Origin of the sequence: Shinella sp. S4-D37, assembly GCF_040812195.1 — a bacterium.
Taxonomy (GTDB): Bacteria; Pseudomonadota; Alphaproteobacteria; order Rhizobiales; family Rhizobiaceae; genus Shinella.
In genome coordinates, this window is record NZ_JBFNXL010000005.1 from 1,912,719 (window position 1) to 1,929,202 (window position 16,484).

A 16,484-nucleotide genomic window follows, 5' to 3' on the forward strand; every position below is an offset into this window, starting at 1 on the left:
CCGATATTGCCTTGTGCGGCTGTCAGGCCCTTGTAATCTGTTTCGTAGAGAATGTAAAAATACAAAAGTAACAATAAAATCGGGAGGGAACCATGGCCGACGAACGCAAGGCGAATGAACGCGACGCGGCCGGAAACACGCCCGGTTTCCAGCCCTTCGATGCCGCGGCGATCGAGCCCTATATCGTCAAGGATCCCGAGGCGCTGACGGTCAATTTCGCGCGCACCATCGAGCAGCTCGGCAAGGCCGCCTCCGCCTGGCTTGCCCCGCGCGAAAGCGGCGAGAAGGTCGACACGGTCTCCGAGCCGATGGTCGACATGGTGAAAACCCTCTCCAAAGTCTCCGAATACTGGCTGACGGACCCGCGCCGCACGCTGGAGGCGCAGACGCTGCTGCTCGGCAGCTACTTCAATATCTGGTCGCGCACGCTGGGGCGCCTTTCCGGCCAGCCGCAGGATCCCGCGCCCGATCCGCACGGCAAGGACAAGCGCTTTACCGACGAGGACTGGGTGAAGAACCCGTTCTTCGATTTCCTGCGCCAGGCCTATTTCGTGACCTCCGACTGGGCGGAGAAGCTGGTCGCCGATGCCGAGGGGCTCGACGAGCACACGCGCCACAAGGCGGGCTTCTACGTCAAGCAGATCGCCAGCGCGATCTCGCCGACGAATTTCGTCACCACCAATCCGCAGCTCTACCGCGAGACGGTCGCCTCGAACGGCGCCAATCTGGTGCGCGGCATGAAGATGCTGGCCGAGGACATCGCCGCCGGCCGCGGCGACCTGAAGCTGCGCCAGACCGACACGAGCAAGTTCGCGATCGGCGAGAACATGGCGCTGACGCCGGGAAAAGTGCTGGCGCAGAGCGACGTCTGCCAGGTCATCCAGTACGACGCGACGACGGAGAAGGTGCTGAAGCGCCCTCTGCTGATCTGCCCGCCATGGATCAACAAGTTCTACATCCTCGATCTCAACCCGGCGAAATCCTTCATCAAGTGGGCGGTCGACCAGGGCCACACGGTCTTCGTCATCTCCTGGGTGAACCCGGACGAGCGGCATGCGGCCAAGGACTGGGAATCCTATGCCCGCGAGGGCGTCGGCTTCGCGCTCGACACCATCAAGCAGGCGACCGGAGAGGAGGAAGTGAACGCCATCGGCTATTGCGTCGGCGGTACGCTGCTCGCAGCCACCCTCGCCTTGCACGGCCAGGAGGGCGACAAGCGCATCCGCACGGCGACGCTCTTCACCACGCAGGTCGACTTCACCCATGCCGGCGACCTGAAGGTCTTTGCCGACGAGGAGCAGATCGACCTCATCGAGCGCGGCATGAAGGCGACCGGCTATCTCGACGGCTCGAAGATGGCGACCGCCTTCAACATGCTTCGCGCCTCCGAGCTGATCTGGCCCTATTTCGTCAACAACTACCTGAAGGGCCAGGATCCCATGCCCTTCGACCTGCTCTACTGGAACTCAGATTCCACGCGAATGCCTGCCGCCAACCATTCGTTTTATTTGAGGAACTGCTATCTCAATAACACCCTCTCGAAGGGCGAGATGGAGCTCGCCGGCAAAAAACTGTCGCTGAAGGACGTCAAGATCCCGATCTACAACCTCGCCGCCAGGGAAGATCATATCGCGCCGGCGAAATCGGTCTTCGTCGGCAGCAAGCTCTTCGGCGGCAAGGTGACCTATGTGATGGCCGGCTCCGGCCACATCGCCGGCGTCGTCAATCCGCCGGACAAGATGAAATACCAGTACTGGACCGGCGGCCCGGTGAAGGGCGAATTCGAGGACTGGGTGGAAAAGGCGAAAGAAGCGCCGGGCTCCTGGTGGCCGCATTGGCACGACTGGATCAAGACGCAGGACGACCGCATGGTGCCGGCGCGCAAGACCGGCGGCACCATGAATTCGATCGAGGAGGCGCCCGGCTCCTATGTGCGCGTGCGCGCCTGACAGCAAAACGCCCATGAAGTTCGATCCGCCGCTCGTTTCCGGCACCCTCGTGCAGCGCTACAAGCGCTTCCTGTTCGACGCCATCCTCGACGACGGATCGGCGATCACCGGCTCCTGCCCCAATACCGGCTCGATGCGCGGCCTGACGGCGCCGGGCTCGCGCATCTGGATGTCGCAGAGCGACAGCCCGACGCGCAAGCACCGCCATCGCCTCGAACTGGTGGAGGCGGACGACACCGTCGTCGGGATCAATACCGGCCTGCCGAACCGGCTGGCGGAGGAAGCGATCCGCGCCGGCCTCGTTTCCGACCTCGGCAGCTACCCCGTTCTCGAACGGGAGAAGAAATACGGCCGCAATTCGCGCATCGACATCCTCCTCTCCGCGCCGGACCGGCCGCTCGCCTATGTCGAGGTGAAGAACGTGCACTTCCGGCGCACCGCCGGCCTTGCGGAGTTCCCCGACACGGTGACGGCGCGCGGCGCGAAACATCTCGAAGAACTCGGCGATATGGCCGAGGCGGGTTTTCGCGCGGTGATGCTCTATCTCGTCCAACGGGAGGATTGCGCGCGGTTCCGCATCTGCGCCGATCTCGACCCCGTCTATGCGGCCGGCTTCCGCCGCGCGCTTTCGCGCGGCGTGGAGGCCTATGCGGTCAAATGCGCCGTTACATCCCAGCAAATCCGGCCCGTGGCGTCGATCGCCATGGACGAACCCGGTCTGGCTGATCTATGAACATGCGGACAGACTAGCGAAAGTTCGACCATGGTGACCTATATCGACGCGACCTCCGCGCCGCTGAAGAACACGGGCGTGATCCGCCTCTACGACGCCGAGGCCTTTGCCGGCATGCGCAAGGCCTGCCAGCTCACGGCGCGCTGCCTCGATGCGCTCTATCCGCTGGTCAAGCCGGGCGTTGCCACCGACGTCATCGACCGCTTCGTCTTCGAATTCGGCATGGATCACGGCGCGCTGCCCGCGACGCTGAACTATCGCGGCTACACCAAGTCGAGCTGCACCTCGATCAACCACGTCGTCTGTCACGGCATTCCGAACGACAAGCCGCTGCGCGAGGGCGATGTCGTCAATATAGACGTCACCTTCATCCTCGACGGCTGGCACGGCGATTCGAGCCGGATGTATCCCGTCGGCGAGATCAAGCGCGCCGCCGAGCGCCTGCTGGAAGTGACGCATGAATGCCTGATGCGCGGCATCGCCGCCGTAAGGCCCGGCGCACGCACCGGCGCCATCGGCGAGGCGATCCAGGCTCATGCGGAAGCCGAGCGCTGCTCGGTGGTGCGCGATTTCTGCGGCCACGGCGTCGGCCGCCTCTTCCACGACGCGCCGAACATCCTGCATTACGGCCGCGCCAACGAAGGGCCGGAAATGAAGGAGGGCATGATCTTCACCATCGAGCCGATGATCAATCTCGGCCGCCCGCATGTGAAGGTGCTCTCCGACGGCTGGACGGCGGTGACGCGCGACCGCTCGCTCTCCGCCCAGTACGAGCACACGGTGGGCGTGACGGCGGATGGCTGCGAGATCTTCACGCTTTCGCCCGGCGGCCTCGACCGCCCCGGCCTTTCCGCTTAAGGCCGCCCATGACGGGGCCGCGCGGACGAACGGACACGACCTCCCCCCACGATACGGGAAACGGCCCGCCGGACGCCGACGACCTCTTCGACACCCCTGACGAGCGGGGCCACTTCTTCGAGCGCCCCGCCCGCGCGACGCCCGCCAAGGCCATCGCGGCGGCGGAAGACAAGCACTATCACGGCCACCGCGACCGGCTGCGGCTGCGTTTCCGCGACAGCGGCGACGGGGCGCTCGCCGACTACGAGATCCTCGAACTCCTCCTCTTCCGCTTCATTCCCCGTCGCGACACGAAGCCGATGGCGAAGGCCCTGCTCGAACGCTTCGGCACGCTTTCCGGCGTCTTCGGCGCGACGCCGGCGCTGCTGCAGGAGGTCAAGGGCATCGGCGAGGCGGTGGCGCTGGACCTGAAGCTCATCTCGGCCGTCGCCCAGCGCACGCTGAAGAGCGAGATCCGCAACAAGACCGTGCTCGCCTCCTGGTCCTCGGTCATCCAGTATTGCCACGCCGCCATGGCGCACGAGCCGCGCGAGCAGTTCCGCATCCTCTTCCTCGACAAGCGCAACACGCTGATCGCCGACGAGGTGCAGGGCCACGGCACGGTGGACCATACGCCGGTCTATCCGCGCGAGGTGGTGCGCCGCGCGCTGGAACTGTCGTCGACGGCGATCATCCTCGTACACAACCACCCCACTTGCTTATTTCGATCACGCACGGTCACGCAAAATCCCGCTGAAACACTGGGAAAGTTAGCCTTTTTAGCCGTTGCGTAGTGGGGGCGGTTATGGCAAATTGGGGGCTGTAAAAGGGGTAGAAACAGGCTTCCCGATCCCAGCAAGCGATCCCCGTTTCTCCTCGACTGACCCCAGTTCCGGAAAGGAGGAAACGCTATGCCCGCCCTAACTGACACAGCGATTCGACATGCGCTGAAGCGCGTCGAGATCAGCCGCAAGCAGGAGAACCTCGCCGATGGCGAAGGACGTGGCACTGGTCGTCTCGTCCTCGTTCTAAAGCCCATGCCCAAGCGCGTCACCGCCGACTGGATGGCGCAGCAATGGCGGGACGGCAAACGCACAAAGAAGAAGATGGGCGCCTACCCCTCGATGTCTCTCGCGCAGGCTCGTGAGATCTACAAGCGAGACTTCGCGGACGTGATCCAGAAGGGCCGCAGTATCAAGATCGCGACCGACACCCGCCCTGGTACGGTCGCCGACCTGTTCGAAGGCTACGTCGCGGCACTCAAGGGCGCTGGGAAGCCGTCCTGGAAGGAAACCGAAAAGGGCCTCAACAAGATCGCCGATACACTGGGGCGCAACCGCCTCGCCCGCGAGATTGAGGCCGAGGAAATCATTGAGCTTATCCGCCCGATCTATGAGCGTGGCGCCAAGTCGATGGCCGACCATGTGCGCTCCTATCTCCATGCCGCCTTTAGCTGGGGCATGAAATCCGACAACGACTATCGGCAGCAGTCCGCTCGCCGCTTCCGCATCCCCTTCAACCCGGCCACAGGTATCCCGACCGAACCCAAGGTGCAGGGCACGCGCTGGCTCGATGAAGACGAGTTCGTCCAGCTCTATCGCTGGCTCGACTGCCCCGACACGCCCGTCCATCCCTCCTACCCGCGCGCCGTGCAGCTCATCATGCTGACCGGCCAGCGCGTCGAGGAGATCGCACGCCTGCACCTCGATCAATGGGATGCCAAGGAACGGATCATCGACTGGTCCAAGACCAAGAATGACCAGCCCCATGCTGTTCCTGTGCCCTTGCTTGCTGCCGAGTTGATCGGGTCGATCAAGCCGAACGAGTGGGGCTGGTTCTTCCCTTCGGCCAAAGACCCGTCGAAGCCTGTAAGCCACGGCACGCTCTACAGCTTCGTCTGGCGCCAGCGCGATCGTGGCGTCATCCCCTACGCCACCAACCGCGACCTGCGCCGAACGTTCAAGACGCTGGCCGGCAAGGCAGGCGTGCCGAAGGAAATCCGCGATCGCTTGCAAAACCACGCCTTGCAGGACGTCAGCTCGAAACACTACGACCGCTGGAACTATATGGTGGAGAAGCGTGCCGGCATGGCCAAATGGGATAAATTCGTCCGAGCCATGCTGGCGAAAAACCGCATGAAAGCTGCCGCATGATCTCCCGGCCACCCAAGGCCGTGCGTTCCCCCCGCAGCGGGATGGTGAAAACCGCCCTCTACCTTCGCTCGGAGAAGCCCTTATAGGCCGTGATCCGAGAAGGAAAGCGGAGATGCGATTTTAACTGCAATCTGCATTGACGAAACGCTCAACTCTCGCGACAGTTCATGAACCGGCGCACAATTATCCGCCGTCAATGGGGGGATTATGGAAGAGAAGCGATCTTATCTTCTTGAGGGCGCAAGAACTTTCGAAATGACATCCATTTCTTCGGCTTATTGCGTCACGGAGCAGTTGAACATTGCGCAACAGGACGGCGAAACGCGTCCCGTCGTCACGCTGGACTGGTTCGCAAGCACGGGCTCGAAGACAATGCAGGCCCCCAGCGATGACGATCCGGACCCTGAGGACGAGGGATGCTACTAGTCGTCACGAATAAGTCTGACCTTGCCTGCGACTATCTTATACTTCGCCTCAAGGAGCGCGGCATCCGGTTTCTCCGCCTGAACACGGAAGATTTTGGCCGGGCATTCCAGATCGACATCTCGTTTAACGGCCGCCCCGAATGCCGACTCGTGTTCGAGGATGGACAAATGCTGGAAAGCGAGGAGATTACAGGAGTCTATTTCAGGCAGCCGCGCGCGCCCGCTGTGCCGAATGGGACAGCCGACAGTGACCGCCTGTTCGTCCAGCGCGAGATCAAGGAAACTCTCCGTGGCCTATGGCGGCTGATCGATGCCAGGAAGTGGCTAAATCATCCCCGCAATCTGTGGCTTGCCTCAAACAAGCTTGAACAGCTTGCCATCGCCGGTAGGCTGGGGTTCCGCATCCCGGAAACCTGCGTCAGCATGTCGGCTGCGCGAGTGCGCGCGTTCTATGACGAACATGGCGGCCGCATCATCTGCAAAGCCGTGAAGAATGGTTTCAGCCATGAGGGCGATACGGTCACACTGGCAATGACGCGGCGCGTTGAACGCGCATTTATCGACAATTTCGACAGCTATGCGACCGTGCCGATGATCTATCAGCGCGAGATCATAAAAGCATATGATGTCCGTGTGACTTTGATCGGAGATCAGTTGTTCCCGGTTGCCATCCATTCGCAGGAGCGGGAGGATACTGAAGTTGACTGGCGTCTTTGGGATGTCAGCGCTTTCGACCTCAAGCATGAGCAGATTGAGCTTCCGCAGGAGGTGGCCGCGTATTGCCGCGCGATTGCCAAGCACTTCAATCTGGGCTTTGCTGCAATCGACCTGGTGCACGGAACCGATGGCCTCTTCTACTTCCTGGAAGTAAATCCCAATGGCCAGTGGGCGTGGATCGAGCAAAAGACCGGCTATCCGATCCGCGATGCGATCATAGATCGCCTGACTATGCGGAGCGCTGCTTATGCGTGAGATTCGCGAAATCCGAGAGCAGCTGGTATCGGAGGATATCGACGTTCTTGAACAGTCGCTGCGCTTTGCCAGCGCGCGTGGTGCGCAAGAAGCCGAGCGCGGCAAGGTTGCAGAAGCACGGGCAACGGCGATGCTTGCCATTCTTGGCATCCTGGCCGGCTTCATCGTGCCGCTCGTTGGGATGGTTGAAGCGGCGAAGGGCGACGGCAAGTGGTCCTTGCTGGTACTCTTCCTAGGTTCGCTGCTGTTTCTCGTGAAGGGACTTTACAACGCAGTGCGCGTTCTTGGGGTCTCTAAAATGTACCGACTGGAGATCGACACTGTCTTCGACTTTCAGCCGCTCGCCCGGCCGGATGCCCTGCGCGAAGAAATCGCGGGGTTGATCTGGGAGTACCGGAAGGCGGTTCAACCGAATACTGAAAAGCTCTTCAGACTGCACCGTTGCCAGCGAAGCGGCTTGCTTGCGATCATCTTCTTCATGCTATGTGGTATTTTCCTGCTTGCCGCGCGTGAAGAATGGCTCCAAGTGCCGCTGTGGGCAGCAGGTGCTCTTGCCGTTCTTGCGGCGCTTCTTCTAGTTTTTGGCGATAACATTTTCGAGCGGTTAGGTATTTGGGGGACCACGAATAAGATGGTCCCGGCCACTAAGCCCCCGGAAGCAAAAGAGACGACCGTCTCCTGAGCCGAGGAAGGATGGGGCCAACCCGGTTCTCTCAATACGTGCAGTGCCAGAAGAGCATAGGACGCGAAAACTCTTATGTCGTAAGTCATCCGCCAAAATTCGGCGGCCCGCCGCATGCACTTCCATGGCTGGTTAGACGGCGGAGGTTGCTTTTGAGCTGGCACTGCACCGTTTTGATGGGTTCTGACCAGACATTCGATAGTACTTCTAATGCTAGATCCGCGTCCCACGGCCATGCCGCGCGCCCATCAACCTGCGCGAAAGGGCCGTCCGTCTCGGTAAGGACCCTGTCCCGTGGCATTTTCGCTGCCAATGCCCGTCCCTTGTTGCCGGCCAACATGGCTGGGCCAACGCTGAACCAGCAACCCAAATTGACTGCGCGCGCAAGCTCCCTTTGCGTTCCCGAAAACCAGTGCATGATCGCAATGCCCGCGCGAGGCTCCATCGCTAGAGCGTCAAGGACCTGGGTGGCCGCGCGACGGCTATGAATGGTCATGATGCGACCTCCTGCGCGAGCACAGAGACTGAGCACACGGGAGAAGACTTGCTCCTGATCCGGCCAGTATCGTTGATATTCCGGACTACCATCGAGGCCGATTTCACCAACATACCGCACTCCAGGTAACAGGCGCTCAAACAGCGGAAGCTCACCTTTCCGCTCATGCGCGATTTGGGGGTGGAGGCCGAGCGCGGTTCTAATACGCTGCGCGTCCTTTGTCAGCGCCGCCGTTCCGGACCAGGCCGAGGGCGTTGTCGTGACGGAAAGAACATAGAGATCGCGAGCGACACATTCGCGCACTACGGTGTGGGGATCGGGATACAGGTCCAGATGCGCGTGAAAATCGATCATTTGACGCCGTAAGCCCGATCAAGCGCGCGAAGCTCTTCAAGACCGCGCTCAAGCATACCGATGAGAGCTGGTCGATCGGCGATGAACGGGGACGCCAACGCATGACCGAGCCACGCCTCAATGCCATCCGCCTTGATGGCCGCAAGCGCAATCGCGACTGAGCGCACGTCATCGAACCCCGAGTGATCGGCATCGTCTTTTCCGATCTGTTCGTAGACGTAGTCGGTCGTATCCAGGGTAGCGTCCCACGCGAGGAATGCCGCCCTGCGAACTTGGCACGGAACGCATCGCCCGCATTGGCGATAGTTGAACCTTTGGAATCGACCACAGCTCGTCGTACGCGCAGCTTCCGCACCGAGCAATTTCTGGTCAGCGCACTCTTTGAGCATTTCGCCCTTGGTCTTAGTGGCATAAGGGTTGGTGATCTTGACACGGAGACCGGCCGCATCCAGCACCTTTTGCAGACGAGCCAGGAACTCCGGGTGCGCCGTGCGCGTGCTGAGGCTTCCAAGCCGCCCGCCGGTCAGAGGCGGATTAATGGCGATGAAGCCATTCTCGCACACGAAGAGCGGCACCTCTGCGCCCTCCCGATAGGCTTTAAGGGCCGTGGCAGCAATTACGCCGAAGGTGATAAAAACAAGCGATCTCGCTCGTTGCGAGGCTTCTTGCACGCCCGAAGTATGTGCATTGTGGTTCAGTTGCAGGTGTCCGAGACCGCCCCCGATCTTTGCGGCAAAGTCGATCTGCTTGTCCGCATCGCCTCGAACTGTCTGGCTGATTGCGAATGGCTTGTGGCCAGTGGCGGTTAGATCAATTGCTCCGATCAGACTGTCTAACCCGCCGGATAGAAGTACCACATGTTGATTGCCACTGAGAACTGACCCGGCGTGGCCTGATATTTCCATTGAGAATTGACCCATGTTCCAACCTTCCCTCGCATGTTTTCAGCGGGGGCTATGGAGTGATCGACATGGCGTTATTGAGCGTGATCCGACGCTGGCATTTTCGAGAAGAACTATCGATCCGGGAGATTTGCCGCAGGACCGGCCTATCCCGGAATACCATCCGCAAATACCTGCGCCTGGACGGCGTGGAGCCGAAGTTCAAGGTCCCTGAGCGGCCGAGCAAGCTTGATCCATTTGCGGATCGCTTGTCGGCCTGGCTGAAGACGGAATCCAAAAAGGGCCGCAAGCAGAAGCGGACGATGAAGCAGTTGCACGCCGATCTGGTGAGCCTCGGCTACGAGGGGTCCTACAATCGCGTGGCAGCATTTGCTCGGGAATGGCGTGATGATCGACAGCGGGAACAGCAGACGACCGGCCGCGGGACATATGTGCCCCTGGCGTTCGACCCCGGCGAAGCCTTCCAGTTCGACTGGTCAGAGGACTGGGCGATCATCGGCAATGAGCGCACCAAGCTGCAGGTGGCGCACACGAAGCTGAGCTACAGCCGGGCCTTCATCGTGCGGGCCTATCTCCTGCAGACGCACGAGATGCTGTTCGATGCCCACAATCATGCATTCCGCGTGTTCGGAGGTATCCCGGGACGTGGCATTTACGACAACATGCGCACCGCGATCGACAAGGTCGGCCACGGCAAAGAGCGTGACGTCAATGTCCGCTTCCAGGCGATGGCCAGCCACTACCTGTTCGAACCCGAGTTCTGCAATCCGGCTTCCGGCTGGGAGAAGGGACAAGTCGAGAAGAACGTGCAGGATGCGCGTCATCGCTTCTTTCAACCGATCCCGCGCTTTCCATCACTGGAGGCCCTGAACGATTGGCTTGAGCAGCGTTGCAAGGAGTTCTGGGCCAAGACGCCCCACGGTCAGATGCGCGGCACCATTGCCGACATCTGGGCGGAGGAAGTACCCGCGCTTATGCCTGTTTCCAGACCTTTCGATGGGTTTGTCGAATACACCAAGCGTGTTTCTCCGACCTGCCTCGTGCATCTGGAGCGTAATCGCTACAGCGTCCCGGCATCCTTCGCCAATCGGCCGGTGAGCCTACGGGTTTACCCAGACCGTATTGTGGTCGCCGCAGAAGGACAAATCGTTTGCGAGCATCGTCGCGTCATTGACCGCTCCCACGACAGGCCAGGGCAGACGATCTACGACTGGCGGCATTATCTGGCGGTGGTGCAGCGAAAGCCTGGTGCGCTTCGCAATGGCGCACCGTTCGCCGAGCTCCCCGATGCATTCCGGACCTTGCAGCAATATCTGCTCAAGAAGCCAAGCGGAGACCGGGAGATGGTCGATATCCTGGCGCTCGTCCTTCAGCACGATGAACAGGCCGTCCTGTCGGCAGTCGAAATGGCGCTGAAGTCCGGCGTTCCGACCAAGACGCATGTGCTGAACCTGCTGCATCGACTTGTCGACGGCAAATCCTTCACGCCGCCGACCATCAATGCGCCGCAAGCCCTGACGCTCATCAACGAGCCTCAGGCCAATGTCGAACGATACGATGCCCTGAGAAAGACGGAGGCTCGCCATGCGTCATAATCCAGCAAGCGGCGCAATCGTTATTATGCTGCGGCAACTGAAGATGCACGGCATGGCACAAGCTGTCGGCGAACTAACCGAGCAAGGATCGCCGGCGTTCGAGGGGGCCATTCCGATCCTGTCCCAGCTTCTCAAGGCGGAAACGGCCGAACGAGAGGTCCGATCGACGGCCTATCAGCTCAAGACAGCACGCTTTCCAGCCTATCGTGATCTGAACGGCTTCGACTTCGCCAGCAGCGAGATTAACGAGGCGCTCGTGCAGCAACTCCATGGCTGCGGCTTCCTCGACGATGCCAACAACATCGTCCTGGTCGGCGGTCCCGGCACGGGCAAGACGCACATTGCTACGGCGATCGGTGTCCAGGCCATTGAGCACCACCATAAGCGGGTCCGGTTCTTCTCGACGGTCGAGCTGGTCAACGCGCTGGAACAGGAAAAGGCGCAAGGACGGTCCGGCCAGATCGCCAATCGGCTCGTCCACTCCGATCTCGTCATCCTCGATGAGCTCGGTTACTTGCCGTTCAGCGCGTCGGGCGGTGCGATGCTGTTCCACCTGCTCAGCAAACTCTACGAGCGAACCAGCGTCATCATCACGACGAACCTCAGCTTCAGCGAATGGGCCAGCGTCTTCGGTGATGCCAAGATGACCACGGCATTGCTCGATCGGCTTACCCATCATTGCCACATCCTTGAAACCGGAAACGACAGCTTCCGCTTCAAGAACAGCTCTGCGCACGACACCAAAACGACAAAGGAGAAAACGAGGAACTTGACCACGACCGCAGACCCGAAACATACCTAACAGGCGGGTCAATTCTCGGTGGAAACGCCGGGTCAGTTCTCAGTGGCAATCAACACATTGTCGGGCCACATCGGTTCGGATTAATCCCCTGCTCGCGCCGAATCGCGCAATTACTTTATGCATTTACTTAAATTTAGACATAAATCGGTTCCAAGGCGAGCGTTGCTGACCTTGCCTCTAGGTTTTATCCAAAAAACAACTTCACCTTCGGCAGTTAGATTGACGATTGATACAACAGGATCAAATTCGCCTGGACCACGCTGGCGAAGAAACGCCTGAAGGCGGCGCATAACCTCCCTACCGCCACCTCTCCGCGCCGAGGCGACTGCAACCCTGCTACACTCGCTCAGAAAACCGTTCATAGGCCGTGATCCTCGAAGGTTTCAGGTCAACGTCACGCTGATAGATTTCCGTCTTCAGAAAGACCAGTTCTGCGTCTCTTTGTTCATCCGCAACGTCAATGTACCAGGCACGGGGACGACCGTTCTCCTCTCCGTTCCAACGATACCCCCGAGACTTGAGCTGATCCTTGAACTCGAACGGCGAGCCTTCAGCCCAGATGCGCCATGTCGGCAGGCGCGCACGCGCGAGCAAGTGGGCAAGTGCGTTTACGCCGGACTTCGGAAGCGCGCGCGACAGCATCTCCACCGCCGCCAAACAGTCATTCGCCGCGCGATGCCGATCGTAGAAGAAACCACAACCCATCGCGAGATATGCAAGCTTGGTGCCCTCGAATCCCTCCGCGGCCCAGTCGACCTCCGACATCGAACATGCCCAGGGTTTAAAGGAAAACGAGGGGCAGAAGCGCTCCAGGAACTTGCGATCAAAGGCCGCGTTGTGGGCAATGACAACGGCTGCGGAAAGCGCAAACTGCGTAACCTCCTCCGGGTCGATCCTTTGGCCGGCCACCATCGTATCAGTTATACCTGTTAGAGCGGCTATCATGGGCGGTATGGAAGTCGATGGCTCTCGAAGTCGATCAAATGGTTCCCCAACATCGACGATGATACCCTCAATCGAATACCGGAATGGCACCATAGCAAGCTCTATGATCTCGTCCTTCGACGGATCGAGACCTGTCGTTTCCACGTCCACGAACAGCCCGAGGCGGGTATCCTGTTCAGGTATTCCCGTAACTGACGCGCGCGGCTGCAGGCGACGAAGAACCTGATAGTCCTGGCTCGCCTCCAGGAGAGCTGCCGCAGCTTCCAGCGCTACTGCGTCCGGCTGATCCATCATGCTGTGGCCGGGTCGGCGGCCCCTCCTGGGCCAGGTGGCGCAATCCTGACCAGAGCCGCCCGTCCCTCTTCGTGGAACCAGAGTTCCCTGATCTTCGCGTCATCGCTTTTCGGCAGCGGCTTCGCCTCTCGGACCTTGAAGGTGGTCGGGAGGTTCACGGATGTTCCGAAGACGAGCGCGTGCTGTTTCGGCAAAGACGGCAAACGCTTCAGAACCGCATCTGAGATGAATGGCGTCATCTGTCGGATCTGGGAGAGGTCATCCGGATTCTGAATTCTATGGACCACAAAATTCGAGCATTGCGAGAGAACGGTTTTAGAAAGTTCGCTCGGTCGTTGCGAGGCGACCAACAAGAAAAGCCCGTACTTTCGCCCCTCCTTGGCAATACGCTCGTAGATCTTGCTGGCGTCGATCGCGAATTTTGACGGAGTCTCAGAGATGTAGCGATGGGCCTCCTCAAGCAAGAGGTGGACAGGAAAACGGTTCCTTGGTTCCGCTTGCCTGAGCAGGCGGAACGTCATGCGTGCGAGTACCGACGAGACCAGTTCGACCACCTCGTCTTCAATCGAATTCATGTCGACGATAATGATCTGATGGCGTTTTTGCCAATTCACGCCATTCTTTGACAGTCCAAGGAGCTGTTCAAGGAAAGCCTCCATGGTCGGTATGGCTTCACCGGGCTTGATGTCATAGCGCATGAAGGCATATTCGGACCTATCGCGAAGCGACTTGAACCGCGTAAACATCTGCGAACAGTAGTCGCGAATTTGCCTGTTGCCATGCGCCTCTTCGTAGAGGATTGCAAAATCCAGGCATTCTTCAAGATCATCAAATGTGAACGGCGCCCGATTATAGGATGGCAGATCAACATCTTCCCGGAGCTTTTTCCTAACCTCATCCAGAAAGGGGGCCAGGTTTCCGCCGGAGAAATTACCGTACTGGTAGTTTGCCCCGTATTTTTGCAGAAGGTTTGTATTTAGTTCTTTCGTCGGATATTTCTGCAATAATGACACGACACGCTGAAACTTCGCGACCGGCGAGTCCCCATCAGCACCCCGGAAGCATTCAATGATACAGGTGGCGATAAAGTGCTCCTTGATCGCCAGCGCTTCCGGAGTGCTCTCCCGAAACAGCCCTGTAAGACCCAAAGCTGTACGAAGAATCGGAATTTGGGTCCGCTCGCTGGCTTGCAGCAGCAACTCCCATTCGGATTGTTCCAGGAACCAATGCGGAAGGCGGAACTTTCCGTCGGACGCTGTCCCATCCAGCACGACATGGGCGACGCCAATGCCCTTCTCTTTGGCGAGCGGCATTAGCGCATTGGCGTATTCGCCGTTCACGTCGAAGACCACGAAGGTCGCTCCTCGGGCGTGAAACTCGTCCGCCTTGTCGAACAATGACTGGAGCACTGACGCAACAGTGCATGACTTTCCACTCCCCGTATTCCCGAGGACAGCGGTATGGCCACCGAAAAAATCGTCGATCCGGACTTTGACGTCGTAGCCCTCGAACACGACCGAGCGACCGATCGAAAGCGCGCGAAAACGCGTCGCATTATCAGGCACTGGTCCAGCGCCATTCAAGCCCGGCGCTGGTTCGCTTGGCCTGTCAGTCTCGAACACACGATCCAGTTCCGCATCGAGAGCATACAGCGCATCCGCGTAGAGCGACGGAAAGATGGAGACACCGAAGCGAAACGGATCGCCGCGCTTCTGAGGCAGCATTCCAACCGGTACGACGTCGAGATATTTTGCGGACGCCGCCTTGTCCAATTCCCCTTCTCCGCGCCCGGCGCTTGCGATGTCCCGCTCTCGCAGGCCGACGACCTCGACCACGACGTATTCCGTCTGAACCGGAATCATCAGGAACGAGCCGAGACGGGCGACATAGTGAACATCGTCGAACCCGACGATAGTGAAATTGTCCGTGCCGGCGTGCATCTCGACGACAAAGCGGTCGGCCGCGACTGAGACCACCTTGCCGATGGCGCGTTTGCGATCGTCGCGGCTCATTCGCTCTCTCCGTCGGCGGAAGGAGCTTCGGCCTTCTTGGAGGACATCGCCTCCAGCACCTTCCGGATCGCATCATCGATGCGCTCGCTCGGCCGCTGGGGCAGGAACTCGTCGATGATCGTATCGAAATAATGCGCCTTGCGGTCGGCTTCCGGGCCGCTGCCGCCGATGATCCAAATGCGAGGGTCATTTAGAGCGCGGAGCTTGGCAACTTCTCCCTCAAGTGTCGGATCGACAAAAATTATCAGGCGAAACGTCGGTATGGTGAGTGCCTGGTAGATGATGTTGTTGATGTGCTCGTCGCCGAAGGCATACCCCATGGTGAAGAGAACGCTTTGCTCCCTCACGATCCGCGATTGGAACTCACGAAACAGGTCGGCATAGGGCGATCCGAGGCTGGAATTTTGCTTCGCGGGGGTGGGATAGATCATCACCTTCCCCGGTTCCTGCCCCTTCAAGACAGCCATTTCGCGGATCGGGAACAGGCCGTGATCGTCTTCGGTCCAGCTAATCGACCCATGGATCTTGCAGAGATAGACGAAGCCATCCACAGCCGACCATTTCCTGTTGGTCAGATCGAGCTGCTCGGCAAGTGCGTAACGGAAAGTCGCCGGATTGAAGCGGCGCTCGACCACGCCGGAGAAGCCATTAGCGTAAGGCAAGCCGAGCCGGTCCATCGCCGTCTCGTTGAAAAGGTCGTAGTTGGTGGTGAAAATCCACGGACGCGGCAGTGAGCGGTCACGCAGAACCAGCTTTCTATAGAATGTCTCGTAGAGCGTCCCGACGGTGCTGTCCCCATTGGCAAACGCTCCATTCGTGCATTTGCCCCACAGAAAGGCCTGAACCTTGTTGATGATCGAATTGACGACCTTCAGATTGTCACTCGCCCTCGCAAGCGTGCTTCGAGACAGCGAAAACCGAAGGCTGAACAACAGTTCCATCAACCGTTCAAGGTTGCGGGCATATTCCTTGTCGCCAATATCGATCCCGAGTTCGTCTATGAGAACATTCCGCTCCGCGACGGTCGGAAATCCTGCCTCGTCGGCAGTCCGCGCTTTCGTGAACTCGGCGGCGAGCGGCGCCATGGTCGGAATGCCAAGCTCCCGCCATACCTCTTCGTCGAAAATGTCCGTTTCCTTAACACAGTACGACGAACATCCCGCCCCGAGCAGGAACGCCACATTCTTTGCGTTCAATGATTCCGACAGTGCCTTCCTGACGACATCGGCGCCGGCCGGCCATTCAAGCTCACCGGCATCTGCCTCGACGCCCCTCAGAAATCTGAATGTCAATTTCTGAGGCTCTTCTCCATCGGAATCCGCCACGAACACCC

13 protein-coding genes and 1 pseudogene are annotated in these 16,484 nt (G+C 59.6%); 9 read left to right on the plus strand and 5 right to left on the minus strand.

Annotated elements, in window-relative coordinates:
- Positions 1-92: 92 nt before the first annotated feature.
- The 7 genes and pseudogenes from AB3G45_RS16730 to AB3G45_RS16760 all read left to right on the plus strand — a co-directional run bounded on the left by AB3G45_RS16730 (position 93) and on the right by AB3G45_RS16760 (position 7,751).
- Positions 93-1,949, plus strand: coding sequence for a PHA/PHB synthase family protein (locus AB3G45_RS16730; RefSeq protein WP_367831639.1), 1,857 nt, complete (start codon positions 93-95; stop codon positions 1,947-1,949).
- 13 nt (positions 1,950-1,962) lie between these two features.
- Positions 1,963-2,682 carry a DNA/RNA nuclease SfsA gene (gene sfsA, locus AB3G45_RS16735; protein ID WP_367831640.1) on the plus strand — a complete coding sequence of 240 codons (720 nt, stop codon included), beginning with the start codon at positions 1,963-1,965 and terminating at the stop codon, positions 2,680-2,682.
- 30 nt (positions 2,683-2,712) lie between these two features.
- The gene (map, locus tag AB3G45_RS16740) at positions 2,713-3,540 is read left to right on the plus strand and encodes a type I methionyl aminopeptidase (protein ID WP_367831641.1); all 828 of its coding nucleotides are present in this window, start codon (positions 2,713-2,715) and stop codon (positions 3,538-3,540) included.
- 8 nt (positions 3,541-3,548) lie between these two features.
- A pseudogene (locus AB3G45_RS16745) lies at positions 3,549-4,232 on the plus strand (RadC family protein); the annotation flags it as partial.
- A gap of 198 nt (positions 4,233-4,430) precedes the next feature.
- Positions 4,431-5,672, plus strand: a complete 1,242-nt coding sequence (locus AB3G45_RS16750; RefSeq protein ID WP_367831642.1) for a tyrosine-type recombinase/integrase — start codon at positions 4,431-4,433, stop codon at positions 5,670-5,672.
- Positions 5,673-6,088: 416 nt separating this feature from the next.
- Positions 6,089-7,069, plus strand: a complete 981-nt coding sequence (locus AB3G45_RS16755; protein ID WP_367831643.1) for an MvdC/MvdD family ATP grasp protein — start codon at positions 6,089-6,091, stop codon at positions 7,067-7,069.
- Positions 7,062-7,751, plus strand: coding sequence for a hypothetical protein (locus AB3G45_RS16760; protein WP_367831644.1), 690 nt, complete (start codon positions 7,062-7,064; stop codon positions 7,749-7,751). Before AB3G45_RS16755 ends, AB3G45_RS16760 begins: the two co-directional genes overlap by 8 nt.
- 85 nt (positions 7,752-7,836) lie before the next feature.
- On the opposite strand, the gene qatD is transcribed toward AB3G45_RS16760, so the two are convergent.
- Positions 7,837-8,601: a Qat anti-phage system TatD family nuclease QatD gene (gene qatD, locus AB3G45_RS16765; protein ID WP_367831645.1), complete on the minus strand. Its 765-nt coding sequence runs from the start codon at positions 8,599-8,601 to the stop codon at positions 7,837-7,839.
- Positions 8,598-9,521: a 7-cyano-7-deazaguanine synthase gene (locus AB3G45_RS16770; RefSeq protein WP_367831646.1), complete on the minus strand. Its 924-nt coding sequence runs from the start codon at positions 9,519-9,521 to the stop codon at positions 8,598-8,600. Before AB3G45_RS16770 ends, qatD begins: the two co-directional genes overlap by 4 nt.
- 50 nt (positions 9,522-9,571) lie before the next feature.
- On the opposite strand from AB3G45_RS16770, the gene istA reads away from it, so the two are divergent.
- Both istA and istB read left to right on the plus strand, forming a co-directional pair.
- Entirely contained in the window at positions 9,572-11,098 is a 1,527-nt protein-coding gene (gene istA, locus AB3G45_RS16775; protein ID WP_367829875.1) for an IS21 family transposase, read from the plus strand.
- The gene (istB, locus tag AB3G45_RS16780) at positions 11,088-11,900 is read left to right on the plus strand and encodes an IS21-like element helper ATPase IstB (RefSeq protein ID WP_367829797.1); all 813 of its coding nucleotides are present in this window, start codon (positions 11,088-11,090) and stop codon (positions 11,898-11,900) included. The genes istA and istB overlap by 11 nt, the downstream gene beginning before the upstream one ends.
- 336 nt (positions 11,901-12,236) lie before the next feature.
- Here istB and AB3G45_RS16785 read toward each other — a convergent pair whose 3' ends face one another.
- The 3 genes from AB3G45_RS16785 to AB3G45_RS16795 are packed head-to-tail and all read right to left on the minus strand — an operon-like array spanning position 12,237 to position 16,476.
- Positions 12,237-13,136, minus strand: a complete 900-nt coding sequence (locus AB3G45_RS16785) for a 3'-5' exonuclease (protein ID WP_367833607.1) — start codon at positions 13,134-13,136, stop codon at positions 12,237-12,239.
- A complete protein-coding gene (locus tag AB3G45_RS16790) occupies positions 13,136-15,151 on the minus strand; it encodes an ATP-binding protein (protein ID WP_367831647.1) in 2,016 nt (671 codons plus the stop codon). The genes AB3G45_RS16785 and AB3G45_RS16790 overlap by 1 nt, the downstream gene beginning before the upstream one ends.
- Positions 15,148-16,476, minus strand: coding sequence for an SIR2 family protein (locus tag AB3G45_RS16795; protein ID WP_367831648.1), 1,329 nt, complete (start codon positions 16,474-16,476; stop codon positions 15,148-15,150). The genes AB3G45_RS16790 and AB3G45_RS16795 overlap by 4 nt, the downstream gene beginning before the upstream one ends.
- Positions 16,477-16,484: the final 8 nt, after the last annotated feature.

What these genes read in the sequence shown, in the direction of transcription:
- AB3G45_RS16730 (WP_367831639.1), top strand. Translation starts at nt 93, where the DNA reads ATGGCCGACGAACGCAAGGCGAATGAACGCGACGCGGCCGGAAACACG.
- sfsA (WP_367831640.1), top strand. Translation starts at nt 1,963, where the DNA reads ATGAAGTTCGATCCGCCGCTCGTTTCCGGCACCCTCGTGCAGCGCTAC.
- map (WP_367831641.1), top strand. Translation starts at nt 2,713, where the DNA reads ATGGTGACCTATATCGACGCGACCTCCGCGCCGCTGAAGAACACGGGC.
- AB3G45_RS16750 (WP_367831642.1), top strand. Translation starts at nt 4,431, where the DNA reads ATGCCCGCCCTAACTGACACAGCGATTCGACATGCGCTGAAGCGCGTC.
- AB3G45_RS16755 (WP_367831643.1), top strand. Translation starts at nt 6,089, where the DNA reads ATGCTACTAGTCGTCACGAATAAGTCTGACCTTGCCTGCGACTATCTT.
- AB3G45_RS16760 (WP_367831644.1), top strand. Translation starts at nt 7,062, where the DNA reads ATGCGTGAGATTCGCGAAATCCGAGAGCAGCTGGTATCGGAGGATATC.
- qatD (WP_367831645.1), bottom strand. Translation starts at nt 8,601, where the DNA reads ATGATCGATTTTCACGCGCATCTGGACCTGTATCCCGATCCCCACACC.
- AB3G45_RS16770 (WP_367831646.1), bottom strand. Translation starts at nt 9,521, where the DNA reads ATGGGTCAATTCTCAATGGAAATATCAGGCCACGCCGGGTCAGTTCTC.
- istA (WP_367829875.1), top strand. Translation starts at nt 9,572, where the DNA reads ATGGCGTTATTGAGCGTGATCCGACGCTGGCATTTTCGAGAAGAACTA.
- istB (WP_367829797.1), top strand. Translation starts at nt 11,088, where the DNA reads ATGCGTCATAATCCAGCAAGCGGCGCAATCGTTATTATGCTGCGGCAA.
- AB3G45_RS16785 (WP_367833607.1), bottom strand. Translation starts at nt 13,136, where the DNA reads ATGGATCAGCCGGACGCAGTAGCGCTGGAAGCTGCGGCAGCTCTCCTG.
- AB3G45_RS16790 (WP_367831647.1), bottom strand. Translation starts at nt 15,151, where the DNA reads ATGAGCCGCGACGATCGCAAACGCGCCATCGGCAAGGTGGTCTCAGTC.